This window comes from Mycobacterium sp. ITM-2016-00318, assembly GCF_002968285.2.
Taxonomy (GTDB): Bacteria; Actinomycetota; Actinomycetes; order Mycobacteriales; family Mycobacteriaceae; genus Mycobacterium.
In genome coordinates, this window is record NZ_CP134400.1 from 999,090 (window position 1) to 1,016,582 (window position 17,493).

General features: G+C 65.3%; 12 protein-coding genes. 9 read left to right on the plus strand and 3 right to left on the minus strand.

What is annotated here, in order from left to right; genetic code table 11:
- Window positions 1-9 precede the first annotated feature (9 nt).
- From C6A82_RS04840 to C6A82_RS04875, 8 genes are all read left to right on the plus strand, one after another.
- Entirely contained in the window at window positions 10-1,395 is a 1,386-nt protein-coding gene (locus C6A82_RS04840) for an aspartate aminotransferase family protein (RefSeq protein ID WP_105345037.1), read from the plus strand.
- A gap of 272 nt (window positions 1,396-1,667) precedes the next feature.
- The gene (gene rplJ / locus C6A82_RS04845) at window positions 1,668-2,198 is read left to right on the plus strand and encodes a 50S ribosomal protein L10 (protein ID WP_105345035.1); all 531 of its coding nucleotides are present in this window, start codon (window positions 1,668-1,670) and stop codon (window positions 2,196-2,198) included.
- Between the two features lie 48 nt (window positions 2,199-2,246).
- Complete coding sequence (rplL, locus tag C6A82_RS04850) at window positions 2,247-2,639, plus strand: 50S ribosomal protein L7/L12 (RefSeq protein WP_105345034.1); 393 nt, start codon at window positions 2,247-2,249, stop codon at window positions 2,637-2,639.
- A gap of 213 nt (window positions 2,640-2,852) precedes the next feature.
- Window positions 2,853-3,935: an ABC transporter ATP-binding protein gene (locus C6A82_RS04855; protein WP_105345032.1), complete on the plus strand. Its 1,083-nt coding sequence runs from the start codon at window positions 2,853-2,855 to the stop codon at window positions 3,933-3,935.
- Between the two features lie 147 nt (window positions 3,936-4,082).
- Window positions 4,083-6,545: an alpha/beta fold hydrolase gene (locus C6A82_RS04860; RefSeq protein WP_105345030.1), complete on the plus strand. Its 2,463-nt coding sequence runs from the start codon at window positions 4,083-4,085 to the stop codon at window positions 6,543-6,545.
- Window positions 6,506-6,898: a hypothetical protein gene (locus tag C6A82_RS04865; protein ID WP_105345029.1), complete on the plus strand. Its 393-nt coding sequence runs from the start codon at window positions 6,506-6,508 to the stop codon at window positions 6,896-6,898. Before C6A82_RS04860 ends, C6A82_RS04865 begins: the two co-directional genes overlap by 40 nt.
- Before the next feature lie 375 nt (window positions 6,899-7,273).
- Complete coding sequence (locus C6A82_RS04870) at window positions 7,274-10,765, plus strand: DNA-directed RNA polymerase subunit beta (RefSeq protein ID WP_396836779.1); 3,492 nt, start codon at window positions 7,274-7,276, stop codon at window positions 10,763-10,765.
- Window positions 10,766-10,808: 43 nt separating this feature from the next.
- A complete protein-coding gene (locus tag C6A82_RS04875; protein WP_105345025.1) occupies window positions 10,809-14,762 on the plus strand; it encodes a DNA-directed RNA polymerase subunit beta' in 3,954 nt (1,317 codons plus the stop codon).
- Between the two features lie 115 nt (window positions 14,763-14,877).
- Here the strand turns inward: C6A82_RS04875 and C6A82_RS04880 are convergent, their stop codons facing one another.
- The 3 genes from C6A82_RS04880 to C6A82_RS04890 all read right to left on the minus strand — a co-directional run bounded on the left by C6A82_RS04880 (window position 14,878) and on the right by C6A82_RS04890 (window position 16,655).
- The gene (locus C6A82_RS04880; protein ID WP_158261631.1) at window positions 14,878-15,402 is read right to left on the minus strand and encodes a response regulator; all 525 of its coding nucleotides are present in this window, start codon (window positions 15,400-15,402) and stop codon (window positions 14,878-14,880) included.
- Between the two features lie 87 nt (window positions 15,403-15,489).
- Window positions 15,490-15,816, minus strand: coding sequence for a toll/interleukin-1 receptor domain-containing protein (locus C6A82_RS04885; protein ID WP_105345021.1), 327 nt, complete (start codon window positions 15,814-15,816; stop codon window positions 15,490-15,492).
- Window positions 15,817-15,980: 164 nt separating this feature from the next.
- Entirely contained in the window at window positions 15,981-16,655 is a 675-nt protein-coding gene (locus tag C6A82_RS04890) for a maleylpyruvate isomerase family mycothiol-dependent enzyme (protein WP_311101692.1), read from the minus strand.
- Window positions 16,656-16,670: 15 nt separating this feature from the next.
- Here C6A82_RS04890 and C6A82_RS04895 point away from each other — a divergent pair, with 15 nt between their 5' ends.
- The gene (locus tag C6A82_RS04895; RefSeq protein ID WP_105343442.1) at window positions 16,671-17,423 is read left to right on the plus strand and encodes a deoxyribonuclease IV; all 753 of its coding nucleotides are present in this window, start codon (window positions 16,671-16,673) and stop codon (window positions 17,421-17,423) included.
- Window positions 17,424-17,493: the final 70 nt, after the last annotated feature.

Genomic DNA, 17,493 nt, shown 5'->3' on the forward strand with positions numbered 1-17,493 from the left:
TGGGCCACCATGACGACTGCACCTGAAATCCAAACTCTGCCAAACGGTTTGACGCTCGACCAGGCGCGCACGCAGGCCGCTCGTGCGCACGAGCTCGACCGCACCCACGTCTTCCACTCGTGGTCGGCGCAGGAGGAGATCAACCCGATGACCGTCGTGGCGTCGGAGGGCTCCTACATCTGGGACGGCGACGGCAACCGCCTGTTGGACTTCTCCTCGCAGCTGGTGTTCACCAACATCGGCCACCAGCACCCCAAGGTGGTGGCCGCCATCAAGGAGCAGGCCGCCAAGCTCTGCACCGTCGCGCCGCAGCACGCCAACGACGCGCGGTCCGAAGCCGCGCGGCTCATCTCGGAGCACACGCCGGGCGAGCTGAACAAGGTGTTCTTCACCAACGGCGGCGCCGACGCCAACGAGCACGCGGTCCGCATGGCCAGGCTGCACACCGGCCGCTATAAAGTGCTGACGCGCTATCGCTCGTACCACGGCGGCACCGACACCGCGATCAACATGACCGGTGACCCGCGACGTTGGCCGAACGACTACGCCAGCAGCGGCGTCGTCCACTTCTTCGGGCCGTTCCTCTACCGCACGAGGTTCCACTCGACCACCGAGGCCGAGGAGACCGCAAGGGCGCTCGAGCACCTCGACGACGTCATCCGGCTCGAGGGGCCGTCGACGATCGCCGCGATCGCGCTGGAATCCGTTCCCGGCACGGCGGGCATCATGGTTCCGCCGCCGGGCTACCTCGCGGGCGTGCGGGAGATCTGCGACCGCTACGGCATCATGCTCATCGCAGACGAGGTGATGGCCGGCTTCGGACGAACCGGGAAGTGGTTCGCCATCGACCATTTCGACGTGACACCCGACCTGCTCACCTTCGCCAAAGGCGTCACCTCCGGCTACGTACCGCTCGGCGGTGTCGCCATCAGCCCCGCGATCTATGAGACCTTCGCCCATCGCGCCTACCCCGGCGGCCTCACCTACTCGGGACACCCGCTGGCGTGCGCGGCGGCCGTCGCGACCATCAACACGATGCGCGCAGAGGGCATCGTCGAGAACGCCGCCCGCATCGGCGAGGAGGTCGTCGGGCCGGCGCTCGCCGACATCGCGAGCAGGCATCCAAGCGTCGGCGAAGTCCGCGGGCGGGGCATGTTCTGGGCCGTCGAGCTCGTCGCCAACCAGGCGACCAGGCAGCCGTTGGCCCCCTACGGCGGCAGCAGCCCGGCGCTGAACGACACGATCGCCGCGTGCAGGAAGGGCGGGATGATTCCGTTCGCGAACTTCAACCGCATTCACGTCGTGCCGCCGTGCAACGTCAGCGCCGACGAGGCCCGCGAAGGGCTGGAGATTCTGGACGCCGCATTGGCCGTCGCCGACTCCCACGTGAAGTAGGCGTAGCGGACCGCCGTTTTGGCTGATCGCCGGGCTGTCCGCTACTCTTGAGCAGTTCCACCGAAGACCGTCGGTCACCGAGAAATCGGTTGAAGGTCCGGACGTACCTGTTGTTCTTCGCGCAAGCGGCTCATCAGATACCCGGGCGGCCCACGCAGGAGGACGAGGCAGTTGTGAAACAGCGCGCCCCGACCGTCTGCGTCGGGGCGTTCGTCATTTCCGGCCCCTCGACTTCTCGCAGCCGTCGGTCTCCCAACCACGAGGAGGCATGCATGGCCAAGGCTGACAAGGCCACCGCGGTTGCCGACATCGCCGAGCAGTTCAAGGAGGCGACGGCAACGCTCGTCACCGAATATCGCGGACTGACGGTGGCCAACCTCAAGGATCTGCGCCGCTCGCTCGGTGACTCCGCTACCTATACCGTCGCCAAGAACACGCTGGTCAAGCGTGCCGCGGCCGAGGCAGGTATCGAAGGACTCGACGAGCTGTTCGTCGGCCCCACCGCGATCGCGTTCGTCAAGGGCGAGGCGGTCGACGCGGCCAAGGCGATCAAGAAGTTCGCCAAGGACAACAAGGCGCTGGTCGTCAAGGGCGGCTACATGGACGGTCGACCGCTGACCGTCTCCGAGATCGACCAGATCGCCGATCTCGAATCCCGCGAGGTGCTGCTGGCCAAGCTGGCCGGCGCGATGAAGGCCAAGACCAGCCAGGCGGCCGCTCTCTTCCAGGCGCCCGCATCGCAGGTCGCACGGTTGGCTGCCGCTCTGCAGGAGAAGAAGGCTGCAGAAGAAGCCGCCGCTTAAGCACATTCACCCCAAGCAACAGAAGTACTAAAGGAAGGACCAACACCCATGGCAAAACTGTCCACTGACGAACTGCTCGACGCGTTCAAGGAACTGACCCTGCTCGAGCTCTCCGCGTTCGTGAAGGCGTTCGAGGAGACCTTCGACGTCACCGCCGCCGCTCCGGTCGCCGTCGCGGCCGCCCCCGGCGCCGCTGCGGGCGCCCCCGCCGAGGCCGCCGAGGAGCAGTCGGAGTTCGACGTCATCCTCGAGGGTGCCGGCGACAAGAAGATCGGCGTCATCAAGGTCGTCCGGGAGATCGTTTCCGGCCTGGGCCTGAAGGAGGCCAAGGATCTGGTCGACAGCGCTCCCAAGCCGCTGCTCGAGAAGGTCGCCAAGGAAGCCGCCGAGGAGGCCAAGGCCAAGCTCGAGGCCGCTGGCGCGGCGGTCACCGTCAAGTAGTTTCAGCGCTCACGTCGGCGGTGCCGACGACGCATCCCGTGGGGTCGATCTGGCAAACAGATCGGCCCCACGGTTATTTTTGCCGTCTCTGCTGGTCGGAGCCGAGATGTGACCTCCGACAAGTGTCGCGCAGAGGGCGTCGTAAGCTACAGTGACTCAAGCCACAAGCGGGAGGCGTGTGGTGGTAGCACTTTTATGGCGGAAGGATCTCGCGTGGGCATTGGCATTCAGGTGGAGGGACTGACCAAGTCCTTCGGCTCAGCGCGAATTTGGGAAGATGTCACCTTCGACATCCCGGCGGGCGAGGTCAGCGTGCTGCTGGGCCCGTCAGGTACGGGTAAGTCGGTGTTCCTCAAGTCGCTGATCGGGCTGCTCCGTCCGGAGCGGGGCAAGATCATCGTCGACGGCACCAACATCATCGAGTGCTCGGCCAAGGAGCTCTACGAGATCCGGACCCTCTTCGGCGTCATGTTCCAAGACGGCGCCCTGTTCGGCTCGATGAGCCTCTACGACAACACCGCTTTCCCCTTGCGTGAACACACCAAGAAAAAGGAAAGCGACATCCGCAACATCGTCATGGAGAAGCTCGAGGTCGTCGGCCTGGCCGGCGACGAGAACAAGTTCCCCGGCGAGATCTCCGGCGGTATGCGCAAGCGCGCCGGACTAGCCCGCTCACTGGTGCTCGACCCGCAGATCATCCTCTGCGACGAGCCCGACTCGGGTCTCGACCCGGTGCGTACCGCCTACCTCAGCCAGCTGCTCATCGACATCAACGCGCAGATCGACGCGACGATCCTGATCGTCACGCACAACATCAACATCGCCCGCACGGTGCCGGACAACATCGGCATGCTGTTCCGCAAGCATCTCGTGATGTTCGGTCCGCGCGAGGTGCTGCTGACCAGTGACGAGCCCGTCGTGCGCCAGTTCCTCAACGGCCGCCGCATCGGCCCCATCGGCATGTCCGAGGAGAAGGACGAGTCGCAGATGGCCGAGGAGCAGGCCATGGTCGACGCCGGTCACCACGACGGTGGTGTCGAAGAGATCGAGGGCGTGCCGCCGCAGATCCAGGCGACGCCGGGCATGCCGGAGCGGGCGGCCGTCGAACGCCGGCGAGCCCGGGTCCGCGAGATCATGCACACGCTGCCGCCGAACGCCCAGGAAGCGATCCGCGACGACCTCGAGGGCACGAACAAGTACTCGTCGCACGAGTTCGGCGGGGATGCAGACGCGAGCTCGCGACATCGCACCGACGACGCGCCGACCAGCCGCATCCCGGTTAGCGGCGAACGCTGACGTAGCAGCTGCTTTTTCGACCTGCCGGCGGAAGACAATCCGCCGGCAGTTCGTCTTTCCGCGTGACATTTTCGCGGATCGACGTAAACACCCACCCGAACGTCGCCTTGGCGATTAGCGTTACCCGCGGTCCAGACGGGAGAGGGTATGGGCGACCGGTTCTTGCTTTGGCTCGGCGCGGGCGCGGTGTGCGCCGGTGTGACGGTAGGGATGCTGGCCGGCGCAGGGACTGCCTTCGCGCAGACCGACTCGGACGGCGGCGACGGTGCGGCCACGACGTCGCAGTCGGCGAAAACTGCTGACAACGAGCAAGCTTCGAGCACCATCGGTACGCCGAAGAGGCCGGATTCCAAGCCCGCCTTCGCCCGCGACGTCGCCGAGGCGATCGACTCGGTCAGCGACGCGGTCACCCAGGTCGTCAAGACTGCGGGCGACAGGACACGGTCGACCGTCACCGAGCCGAGCGTCCGGACGACGATCAGACCCGAGTCGGGCCGACGCGCCGCGACTCTGGTCAACGACGTCGTCGCGGCGGTAACTCCCAAGCCCGACCGCAAGGTCGAGGTCGCGAAGACGCCCCGCGCCGATCCGGTCGAAACCGTCGAGCCGGTCGAGTCCGTGGAGACCGTCGACCCGGACGCGACTATCGACGCCGTGAAAACGACGCCTGCCGTCGTCCCCGACAACCCGACGCCGCGGATCGCCGAGCGCGTCATCCAGACGTTCACCCCGCCGACCCGGTCGAACCTAACGCTGCAAGCCCCCGCTTTGGCTCAGTCGATGGCCGCAGCCGCCGCCGCGCAGCCCCAGATCGACGTGCCGCCGGTGATCAGCGCGCTCGGCACCGCCGTGTTCGGCCTGATCTCTTTCGCCGAGAGCGTCTTCGAGGGACCGCCGATGGCGCTGCCGGGAAGCGGCGTCACGGTCGAGCGCTCGACACTGAGGATCGGCGACCAGGAGGTCCCAGCCGACTGGTACTTCCCGGACACCTACGACCCCGAGAGCGGGACCCCGCCCGAGCGGATCATCTATCTGCAGCACGGCTTCCTCGCCAGGGGCGTCTTCTACGACTACACCGCGTCCTACCTGGCCAAATCCACTAACAGCGTGGTGGTGGCGCCGACGCTGACATCGAACATCTTCGCCACCGACGGCATGTGGCTGGGCGGCGACCCGATGCACCGGGCCATCGCGGACCTATTCAACGACGACAACACCGCACTGCTCGACAGCGCGAGAGCGGCGGGCTACACGCAGAACCAGCTACCGCAACAGGTCGTCCTGGTCGGGCATTCACTCGGTGGTGGAGCCGTCCTGAACACCGCGCGCTATATGGCGGCCAACCGGCAGAAGGGCTACTCGACGTACGACCTGGCCGGTGTGGTCATGCTCGACGGTGTCTCGTTCACCGACCCTGCTGAGCACATCGCGGATCCCGCCCTCGACGGCATCCCGATCTACAACCTGTCCTCGACGCCAAACCCGTGGAACCTGTTCGGCGCCATGGACGCCGCACTCGCCAAGGAACGGCCGACCGAATTCCACGGCGCGCAGATGCTGTTCGGTTGGCACTCCGATGCCATGGTGGGTGGCAATCCTCTCGTCCAGCTCGGCGCCTACCTGATTACCGGCTACGGCGGACCTGCCAATGTCGAAGGCACCCAGGTGCTCGCCGCGGGCTGGATCAACGACTTGTTCGTGTGCCAAGAAGGTGGCCAGTGCCGAGCCTCAGGCTTCTACGGCGCACCCGGCACGTCGTTCGTCGTCCCGACCCACTTCGGCCCCGCCATCGGGCTGGTTGCGCCCACGCCGGGCCTCGTCGCGACCGTCGGTCGTGAACTCACCGCGTTCTTCTTCGGGCTGATGTCGGACATCAACTTCGCCATCGACGTCCCGGCTACGACGTCCGGCTTCGCGCTCCCGACAGCCGAGACGACAAGCGCATCCGCCGCCACGGCCGCCGGGGTGACGGGAGTCAGCGTCGGTCATTCCGACCTGACCATCCCATACGGCCCGAACGGTTACACGACCAAAGCCGACTGGTACTTCCCGACGCAGGCCGACGGGTCGGTTCAGCCCGACGGTGTGATCTGGCTGCAGCACGGCTTTCTTGGCGACAAGTCGTGGTACTCGGCACAGGCCGCCGATCTTGCCCGCCGAACCAACAGCGTGGTGGTGGTGCCCAATGTGTCGTCCTTCCCGCAGCTGGGTTGCTGGGATTGCACACTGAACGGCGCGGCGCTGCAGGAGGCGACGGCCACCATGTTCCTCGGTGACCGGTCGGCATTGAACACCAGCGCCCGTGCGGCCGGCTTCCAGGGCGCCCTGCCCCAGAAGTACGTTTTGACCGGGCATTCCGCCGGCGGAGGCTTTGCTACGGCGGTCGCGGGTTACACCGTCGACAACGGGGCAGCCACCGACCTGCTCGGTGTGGTGATGTTCGACGGTGTGTCATCGAATGGCACATTCGCGCCCGCGCTGGCCAACCTGGACACGCTGGACATCCCCGTCTACCAGATCGCTGCACCCCGCAAACGTGGAACGCCAATGGGCGAACCACCGGCGATCTGGTGGCGCTGCGTCCGGGCCAGTTCACCGGTGTCGTGCTGAAAAACGGCTCGCATGTCGACTCGCTGATCGGTGGGCTGCCGATCATCGACTTGGTGGCCCAGCTGCTGGTAAGGCCGTCACCGCCGGGCAACACCGCGGCGGTTTACACGCTCGCCGACGGCTGGATCAACGACATGTACGCAGGCAAGGGCCCGGCTGAGCCGCAGTACGGTTTGTACGGTGCTGCGGGTGAGGTCATCACTCTCGGTCCGGCGACCGCGGTCGTCCTCGGTCCTGCGTCAGTGGTCGCCCCGACGGCTGCCCCGGCCGGCCCGTCGCTCGCGAACGACTTCGTGACCTGCCAGCGGAGGTCCGCCGGTTCGAAAGGGTGCTCCGACGCAATCGCGGCGTAACAACCACTAAAACTCCACACGCAACACGGTGTTATCCCTTGACGGAAAGCCTCCGAAGCGCCACTCTGTTGGGCAGCATGTGTAACAGGGTCGAGGACGCCAGCCAGCGCCCGAGTTGATCCTGCATGCCGCGGTTGAGGAATACGCCGTCCTGCGCTATTGTTGGACGTTGCGCTGGCTGCCTCCTGCCCATCTACCGCCTCTGACATCGTGGTCCTAGGCTGAGCCCCGTTCAGGCTCAGTACTTAGTCGCGTGCCCGCCGTTCGGGGGCCGTCTGGACCAGGAGATCGCCAGCCGAACCGACGCAGAGTTCGCGGCGTAAGGGATGGTGTCGACCTTCCCGGCAGTCGCATTAGGTGCTGGAAGGATGCATCTTGGCAGTCTCCCGCCAGAGCAAGTCCGCTACTACTACTTCTAGCTCCGTACCTGGAGCACCCAACCGAATTTCATTCGCCAAGCTCCGCGAGCCTCTCGAGGTCCCCGGGCTTCTCGAGGTTCAGACGCAGTCGTTCGAATGGCTGGTCGGCTCCGACCGCTGGCGTGAGATCGCCATCGCTCGTGGCGAGGTCGACCCCAAGGGCGGCCTCGAAGAGGTCCTCACCGAGCTCTCGCCGATCGAAGACTTCGCGGGGAACCTGTCGCTGACTTTCAGCGACCCGCGCTTCGACGAGGTCAAGGCCTCGGTCGAAGAGTGCAAAGACAAGGACATGACGTACGCGGCCCCGTTGTTCGTCACGGCCGAGTTCATGAACAGCGAGAGCGGCGAGATCAAGAGCCAGACCGTATTCATGGGTGACTTCCCGATGATGACGGAGAAGGGCACGTTCATCATCAACGGCACCGAGCGTGTCGTCGTCTCCCAGCTGGTCCGGTCGCCGGGCGTCTACTTCGACGAGGCCCGCGACAAGACCACCGACAAGACACTGCACAGCGTCAAGGTGATCCCGGGTCGCGGCGCATGGCTGGAGTTCGACGTCGACAAGCGCGACACCGTCGGCGTCCGCATCGACCGCAAGCGCCGTCAGCCCGTCACCGTGCTGCTGAAGGCGCTGGGCTGGACGAACGAGCAGATTACCGAGCGGTTCGGCTTCAGCGAGATCATGATGTCGACGCTGGAGAAGGACAACACCGCAGGCACCGACGAGGCGCTGCTGGACATCTACCGGAAGCTGCGTCCGGGCGAGCCGCCGACCAAGGAGTCCGCGGTCACCCTGCTGGAGAATCTGTTCTTCAAGGAGAAGCGCTACGACCTGGCCCGGGTGGGCCGCTACAAGGTCAACAAGAAGCTGGGCCTCAACCCCAACCACCTGGTCCAGCCGTCCTCTTCGACCACGCTGACCAAAGAGGACGTCGTCGCGACCATCGAGTACCTGGTGCGCCTGCACGAGGGCCAGACGACGATGACCGCCCCCGGCGGCGTCGAGGTGCCCGTCGAGGTCGACGATATCGACCACTTCGGCAACCGTCGTCTGCGTACCGTCGGCGAGCTGATCCAGAATCAGATCCGGGTCGGCCTTTCGCGTATGGAGCGTGTCGTGCGCGAGCGCATGACGACCCAGGACGTCGAGGCGATCACGCCGCAGACCCTGATCAACATCCGTCCCGTCGTGGCGGCGATCAAGGAGTTCTTCGGCACCAGCCAGCTGTCGCAGTTCATGGACCAGAACAACCCGCTGTCGGGTCTGACCCACAAGCGCCGCCTTTCGGCGCTTGGCCCGGGCGGTCTGTCCCGTGAACGCGCCGGCCTCGAGGTTCGCGACGTGCACTCCAGCCACTACGGCCGCATGTGTCCGATCGAGACCCCTGAGGGTCCGAACATCGGTCTGATCGGCTCGCTGTCGGTGTACGCGCGGGTCAACCCGTTCGGCTTCATCGAGACGCCGTACCGCAAGGTCAACTCCGGTGTCGTCTCCGATGACATCGAGTACCTGACCGCCGACGAGGAGGACCGCCACGTCGTGGCGCAGGCCAACTCGCCGATCGACGACAAGGGCCGCTTCACCGAGGAGCGCGTCCTGGTTCGTCGTAAGGGCGGCGAGGTCGAGTTCGTTTCGGCGACCGAGGTCGACTACATGGACGTCTCGCCGCGCCAGATGGTGTCGGTGGCAACGGCCATGATCCCGTTCCTCGAGCACGACGACGCCAACCGTGCCCTGATGGGTGCCAACATGCAGCGCCAGGCGGTTCCGCTGGTGCGCAGCGAGGCCCCGCTGGTCGGTACCGGTATGGAGTTGCGCGCCGCGATCGACGCGGGCGACGTGGTCGTCGCCGACAAGGCGGGTGTGATCGAGGAGATCTCGGCCGACTACATCACCGTGATGGCAGACGACGGCACCCGGCACACCTACCGGATGCGTAAGTTCGCCCGCTCCAACCACGGCACCTGCGCCAACCAGCGCCCGATCGTCGATCAGGGCGACCGGGTGGAGGCGGGTCAGGTCATCGCCGACGGACCCTGCACCGAGCAGGGCGAGATGGCGCTGGGCAAGAACCTGCTCGTGGCGATCATGCCGTGGGAGGGCCACAACTACGAGGACGCGATCATCCTCTCCAGCCGTCTGGTGGAGGAGGACGTGCTCACCTCGATTCACATCGAGGAGCACGAGATCGATGCCCGCGACACCAAGCTGGGCGCCGAGGAGATCACCAGGGACATCCCGAACGTCTCCGATGAGGTGCTGGCCGATCTCGACGAGCGCGGCATCGTCCGCATCGGCGCGGAGGTCCGCGACGGCGACATCCTGGTCGGCAAGGTCACCCCGAAGGGCGAGACCGAGCTGACCCCGGAGGAGCGGCTGCTCCGCGCGATCTTCGGCGAGAAGGCGCGCGAGGTTCGCGACACGTCACTGAAGGTGCCGCACGGCGAGTCGGGCAAGGTCATCGGTATCCGCGTGTTCTCGCGCGAGGACGATGACGAGCTGCCGGCAGGTGTCAACGAGCTGGTCCGCGTCTACGTGGCCCAGAAGCGCAAGATCTCCGACGGCGACAAGCTCGCCGGACGCCACGGCAACAAGGGCGTCATCGGCAAGATCCTGGCGGTCGAGGACATGCCGTTTCTTCCGGACGGCACGCCGGTCGACATCATCCTGAACACGCACGGTGTGCCGCGACGGATGAACATCGGCCAGATCCTCGAGACACACCTCGGCTGGGCCGCCAAGGCCGGCTGGAAGATCGAGGGCTCGCCGGATTGGGCCGCCAACCTTCCGCAGGAGATGTTGGACGTGGCACCGGACTCGATCGTGTCGACGCCGGTGTTCGACGGTGCGCGCGAGGCCGAGCTTCAGGGCCTGCTGTCGTCCACGCTGCCGAACCGCGACGGTGACAAGCTCATCGACGACGACGGCAAGGCGGAGTTGTTCGACGGCCGCAGTGGTGAACCGTTCCCGTACCCGGTGACGGTCGGCTACATGTACATCCTGAAGCTACACCACCTCGTGGACGACAAGATCCACGCCCGCTCCACCGGGCCGTACTCGATGATCACCCAGCAGCCGCTGGGCGGTAAGGCGCAGTTCGGTGGCCAGCGGTTCGGTGAGATGGAGTGCTGGGCCATGCAGGCCTACGGCGCGGCGTACACGTTGCAGGAGCTCTTGACCATCAAGTCCGACGACACCGTCGGCCGGGTCAAGGTGTACGAGGCGATCGTCAAGGGCGAGAACATTCCCGAGCCGGGCATCCCCGAGTCGTTCAAGGTGCTGCTCAAGGAGCTGCAGTCGTTGTGCCTCAACGTCGAGGTGCTGTCGAGTGACGGCGCCGCGATCGAGATGCGCGACACCGACGACGAGGACCTGGAGCGCGCTGCTGCGAACCTGGGAATCAACCTGTCCCGCAACGAATCTGCCTCTGTCGAGGACCTCGCTTAAGTTATTGATTTTTTTCTAGTCCCGAAAGGGGAAAGGGAGTTACGTGCTAGACGTCAACTTCTTCGATGAGCTCCGTATCGGCCTCGCCACCGCTGACGACATTCGTCAGTGGAGCTACGGCGAGGTCAAGAAGCCGGAGACCATCAACTACCGCACATTGAAGCCCGAGAAGGACGGCCTGTTCTGCGAGAAGATCTTCGGACCTACTCGCGACTGGGAGTGCTACTGCGGCAAGTACAAGCGCGTCCGCTTCAAGGGCATCATCTGTGAGCGCTGCGGCGTCGAGGTGACCCGCGCAAAGGTGCGTCGCGAGCGGATGGGCCACATCGAACTGGCCGCTCCGGTCACGCACATCTGGTACTTCAAGGGCGTGCCGTCGCGACTGGGCTACCTGCTCGACCTGGCGCCCAAGGATCTCGAGAAGATCATCTACTTCGCGGCCTACGTCATCACCGAGGTCAACGACGAGATGCGGCACAACGAGCTGTCGACGCTCGAGGCCGAGATGGTCGTCGAGCGCAAGGCCGTTGAGGATCAGCGCGATTCGGAACTCGAGGCGCGTGCGCAGAAGCTCGAGGCCGACCTCAAGGAACTCGAGGACGAGGGCGCCAAGTCCGACGTCCGGCGCAAGGTCCGTGACGGCGGCGAGCGCGAGATGCGTCAGCTCCGAGACCGTGCCCAGCGTGAGCTGGACCGGCTCGAAGAGATCTGGACGACCTTCACCAAGCTGGCTCCCAAGCAGCTCATCGTCGACGAGGTGCTCTACCGCGAGCTCGTCGACCGCTACGGCGAGTACTTCCAGGGCGCCATGGGCGCGGAGTCGATCAAGAAGCTCATCGAGACCTTCGACATCGACGCCGAGGCCGAGTCGCTTCGCGACGTCATCCGCAATGGCAAGGGGCAGAAGAAGCTTCGCGCCCTCAAGCGTCTGAAGGTCGTCGCCGCGTTCCAGCAGTCGGGCAACTCGCCGATGGGCATGGTGCTCGATGCGGTGCCGGTGATCCCGCCGGAACTGCGCCCGATGGTGCAGCTCGACGGTGGCCGCTTCGCGACGTCGGACCTCAATGACCTGTACCGCCGCGTGATCAACCGCAACAACCGCCTCAAGAGGCTGATCGACCTCGGCGCGCCCGAGATCATCGTCAACAACGAGAAGCGGATGCTGCAGGAGTCGGTGGACGCACTGTTCGACAACGGCCGCCGCGGTCGTCCGGTCACCGGACCGGGCAACCGTCCGCTCAAGTCGCTGTCGGATCTGCTCAAGGGCAAGCAGGGCCGGTTCCGTCAGAACCTGCTCGGTAAGCGCGTCGACTACTCCGGCCGTTCGGTCATCGTGGTCGGTCCGCAGCTCAAGCTGCACCAGTGCGGCCTGCCCAAGCTGATGGCACTCGAGCTGTTCAAGCCGTTCGTGATGAAGCGTCTGGTCGACCTGAACCATGCGCAGAACATCAAGAGCGCCAAGCGGATGGTGGAGCGTCAGCGTCCGCAGGTGTGGGATGTCCTCGAAGAGGTCATCGGCGAGCACCCGGTGCTGCTGAACCGCGCACCGACGCTGCACCGCCTCGGCATCCAGGCCTTCGAGCCGCAGCTGGTCGAGGGCAAGGCCATTCAACTGCACCCGCTGGTCTGCGAGGCGTTCAACGCCGACTTCGACGGTGACCAGATGGCAGTGCACCTGCCGCTGAGCGCCGAGGCGCAGGCCGAGGCACGCATCCTGATGCTGTCCTCCAACAACATCCTGTCGCCTGCGTCGGGCCGCCCGCTGGCCATGCCGCGTCTGGACATGGTTACCGGGCTGTACTTCCTGACCACCGAGATCCCCGGCGACACAGGTGAATTCCAGCCTGCCGCCAAGGACAAGGCGGAGACGGGTGTCTACTCGTCGCCCGCCGAGGCGATCATGGCGCTCGACCGCGGCGCGCTGTCGGTGCGGGCCAAGATCAAGGTGCGGTTGACGCAGTTGCGTCCGCCAGCCGAGGTCGAGGCAGAGCTGTTCGGTGACGAGGGCTGGAAGCCGGGCGACGCATGGACGGCGGAGACCACACTGGGCCGGGTCATGTTCAACGAACTGCTGCCGATCAGTTATCCGTTCATCAACCAGCAGATGCACAAGAAGGTGCAGGCGGCGATCATCAACGATCTCGCCGAGCGCTACCCGATGATCGTGGTCGCGCAGACCGTGGACAAGTTGAAGGACACCGGCTTCTACTGGGCCACCCGTTCGGGTGTCACCGTGTCCATGGCCGACGTGCTGGTGCCGCCGAACAAGCAGGAGATCCTCGACCGCTACGAGAAGGAAGCCGACGGGATCGAGAAGAAGTACCAGCGCGGTGCTTTGAACCACGACGAACGCAACGGCGAGCTGGTCAAGATCTGGCAGCAGGCGACCGAAGAGGTCGGTGAGGCGCTCGAGGCGCATTACCCGGCCGACAACCCGATCATCACGATCGTGAAGTCCGGCGCCACGGGCAACCTGACCCAGACCCGCACGCTTGCGGGCATGAAGGGTCTGGTGACCAACCCGAAGGGTGAGTTCATCCCGCGTCCGATCAAGTCCTCGTTCCGTGAGGGCCTGACGGTGCTGGAGTACTTCATCAACACCCACGGCGCCCGTAAGGGTCTGGCGGACACCGCTCTTCGTACCGCTGACTCGGGCTACCTGACCCGTCGTCTGGTGGACGTGAGCCAGGACGTCATCGTCCGCGAGGCCGACTGCGAGACCGAGCGTGGCATCACCGTCACGCTGGCCGAGCTGGCTTCCGACGGTGCGCACATCCGCGACCCGCACATCGAAACCTCGGCGTACGCGCGGACATTGGCCGCCGACGCCGTCGATGCCAAGGGCAACGTCATCGTCGAGCGGGGTCACGATCTCGGTGATCCGGCCATCGAGGCGCTGTTGGCCGCGGACATCAACGAGGTCAAGGTGCGCTCGGTGCTGACATGCACGACGGGCACCGGGGTGTGCGCGATGTGCTACGGCCGTTCGATGGCGACCGGCAAGCTCGTCGACATCGGCGAGGCCGTCGGCATCGTGGCCGCGCAGTCCATCGGCGAGCCCGGCACGCAGCTGACAATGCGCACCTTCCACCAGGGCGGTGTGGGTGAGGACATCACCGGCGGTCTGCCCCGTGTGCAGGAGCTCTTCGAGGCTCGCGTGCCGCGGAACAAGGCGCCGATCGCCGACGTGTCCGGGCGGGTTCAGCTCGAGGAGACCGACTCCTTCTACAAGATCACCATCGTTCCCGACGACGGTGGCGAGGAAGTCGTCTACGACAAGCTGCCCAAGCGCAACCGTCGCCTCAAGGTGTTCAAGCACGAGGACGGCACCGAGCGTCTGCTCACCGACGGCGACCACGTCGAGGTCGGCCAGCAGCTGATGGAAGGCTCCGCGGACCCGCACGAGGTGTTGCGCGTCCAGGGTCCCCGCGAGGTGCAGATCCACCTCGTCAAGGAGGTCCAGGAGGTCTATCGCGCTCAGGGTGTGTCGATTCACGACAAGCACATCGAGGTGATCGTCCGGCAGATGCTGCGTCGCGTCACGATCATCGACTCGGGCGCGACGGAGTTCCTGCCCGGCTCGTTGACCGAGCGTGGGGAGTTCGAGACCGCCAACCGGCGGGTCGTCGCCGAGGGTGGCGAGCCCGCGGCGGGTCGCCCGGTGCTGATGGGCATCACGAAGGCGTCGCTGGCCACCGATTCGTGGCTGTCGGCGGCGTCGTTCCAGGAGACCACGCGTGTGCTGACCGATGCGGCGATCAACTGCCGCAGCGACAAGCTGCTGGGTCTGAAGGAGAACGTGATCATCGGCAAGCTGATCCCGGCGGGTACCGGCATCAACCGGTACCGCAACATCCAGGTTCAGCCGACCGAAGAGGCGCGGGCTGCCGCGTACACGATCCCGTCCTACGAGGATCAGTACTACAGCCCCGACTTCGGCCAGGCCACCGGTGCTGCAGTGCCGCTGGACGATTACGGCTACAGCGACTACCGCTAGAGCAAGTCAAGGAAAGAGCCCCCGCCTGGTGCGGGGGCTCTTTTCTCTTCGCGAGTGGCCAGTTATACAGCGCCGCAGCGCGTTTTGCGGCATATAACTGGCCACTCACGGCAGATCAACGCCCTAGCTGTTGAAGCAGCATCTCCAACAACTTGTCGCCGCGGTAGGTGACGCCCTGCGCTCCACGCTCAAGTAGATCTGCTGTGATCTCGGGGCTCTTGGGAGTGGTGTAGAAGAAGCAGGCGGTCTGATCGCCGCGCCTTCGCATCGCTTCGAGCAGCGTAAGTCCGGCATTCGCGTCACCGGGACGACCCATGTCGCTGATGACTGCGTCGAACTTCCGCCCCCTTAACTGCGACAGGGCTTCATCGGTCGTGGTCGTGATAACGAACTCGATGCCGTACGGAGCCATGGACTTTCGCTCAATGCGGTTGTTGTCGGGTCGATCGTCGACCCATAGCACCAAGCTGTTGTTCCGCGCCGGCGAGCTGCCCGCTTTATAGTCATCGACGAGGTCGTCGAAGGCGCGATCAATGGGCGAACTCTCCTCCTGCGGAGAAGTAGTTGAGATCTGCGGGAGTGCGGACGCGATGCTCGTCGCAAGTTTCCGCACTGCGGAGCGAATCTGCGGGTCATTCATCGGTAGATCCGCATGGGGGCCAGTCGTACCGCTGTCGTTCGGCGATCTCCCGGACCAGCGCATCGTCTCTACTCAGTTCGGGTTTCTCTAAGCTCGAGGCAGTCTGGAAGTAAATCGGCAAGATCCGGTGTCCGCTCCGAGCGACTTCTCGTGCTTGATGAACTTGTCCAATTCGTCGCGGCACGAATCACTGGTGATGAACAGAGGGGTGACGATCGGTATCAACAACGATGATTCGAGGATGGCCCCATCGAGACGCTTCTGCCATTTCTGACCAAGCTCGATGCCATCGACGTCTTGAAAGATCGAGAAGTTGCGGTCACCGGTGACCACCTTGACGCCGAGTTCGATCAGCCCTCGCAGGGCTGTGATCGAACCACCGAAGAACTCGTCGTCGAGGCGCGTGTAGCTCAAGAACGCACTCGTCGAGCCGGCTGAAGTCGCTGCGTTAGCCGCCACAGTGTCCCCATTCGCGCAATCCGGCCACCTGTGTAGGAATTAGATCCCTGCGCGCCTCGAGTGTGCGGTGGATGCGAAATTTCGGCTGATTTCTCGCAGTGACTTCACGTTCGCGAGAGCTACACCGTCTCGGCCAGTGTCGCCAGTCCGGGGCCGTCGAGTTCGTCGAGTGCGATGCGGCGACCGGTGACGGCCAACAGCAGTGCGAGCGCGGGCCCGCTGACCTCGGGCCCCTCGCCGACGGAGAGGTCGACATCGGATGCGGTGAGCCGGACGCGGGCAACGAGCTCCTTGGCGCCGCCGAATGACGCCGGCATCCGGGCCTGCTGCAGCAGCGACCTGGCGACGGCCTTGTCTGGATAGTCGCGGCGCAGTCCAACGACGCGCCGGATGTCCTCGCCGTGCACGACCTCCTCGACGATGCGGGTGTCGAGCGGCGCCGGCGGGCCGGTCGTCCGCGTTGCCACGTCGCGCAGTCGCTCGAGGGTGTCTTGCGGTGTTGCGCCGCGTGCCCGTTCGAGGCCGTCGGCGTTCTGGCGGTCGAAGTCGAACCGCGCCCGCACCATGCCGATCGCGAAACCCAGCCGTGTCGTCGAGGCGACGTCGACCAAGTGCGCGACGACGTCTTGCACCGTCCACCCCTCGCACAGCGACGGACGCGACCACTGCGCGTCGTCGAGCCCTGCGAGGTCGTCGATCAGGGCATGGCGCTCGGCGTGGACCAGCGGCCAGACATCGTTGGGCATGTCGGGTAGACCGGCACCGCCGACGGAAGTCATCGTGTCCGCAGGCATCACTAGACTGGCCGCGTGCTCATTGGTTCGCACGTCCATCAAGACGATCCCCTGGCAGCGGCGCAGGCCGACGGCGCCGACGTGGTGCAGTTCTTCCTCGGCAACCCGCAGAGCTGGAAGAAGCCGAAGCCGCGCGACGACGCCGAGACGCTGAAAGCCGCCGGCATGCCGCTGTACGTGCACGCGCCCTACCTGATCAACGTCGCCTCGGCGAACAATCGGGTGCGCATTCCGTCGCGCAAGATCCTGCAGGACACCTGCGATGCAGCAGCGGAGATCAACGCCACCGCGGTCATCGTGCACGGCGGCCATGCCGACGACAACGACATGGAGGCCGGCTTCGAGCGCTGGGTCAAGGCGATCAAGTACCTGGAAACCGATGTGCCCGTCTACCTGGAGAACACCGCGGGCGGGGACCACGCGATGGCCCGCCACTTCGACACCATCGGCAGGCTGTGGGACCGCATCGGAGACACCGGCATCGGCTTCTGCCTCGACACGTGCCACGCGTGGGCAGCCGGCGAGGCGCTGATCGACGCCGTCGACCGCATCAATGCCCTGACCGGCCGAATCGACCTGGTGCACTGCAACGACTCGAGGGATGCAGCGGGCTCCGGCGCCGACCGGCACGCCAACTTCGGCACCGGCAAGATCGACCCTGACCTGCTGGTTGCCGTCGTCAAGGCGGCTGATGCGCCGGTCATCTGCGAAACCGCCGACGAGGGCCGCAAGGACGACATCGCCTTCCTGCGGGACAACCTCGACTAGCTCAACCACGCACGCTCCGCTGAATAAATTCACCCATAACGCGCGGTAGCGCGGGGGTTAACTAGGATCT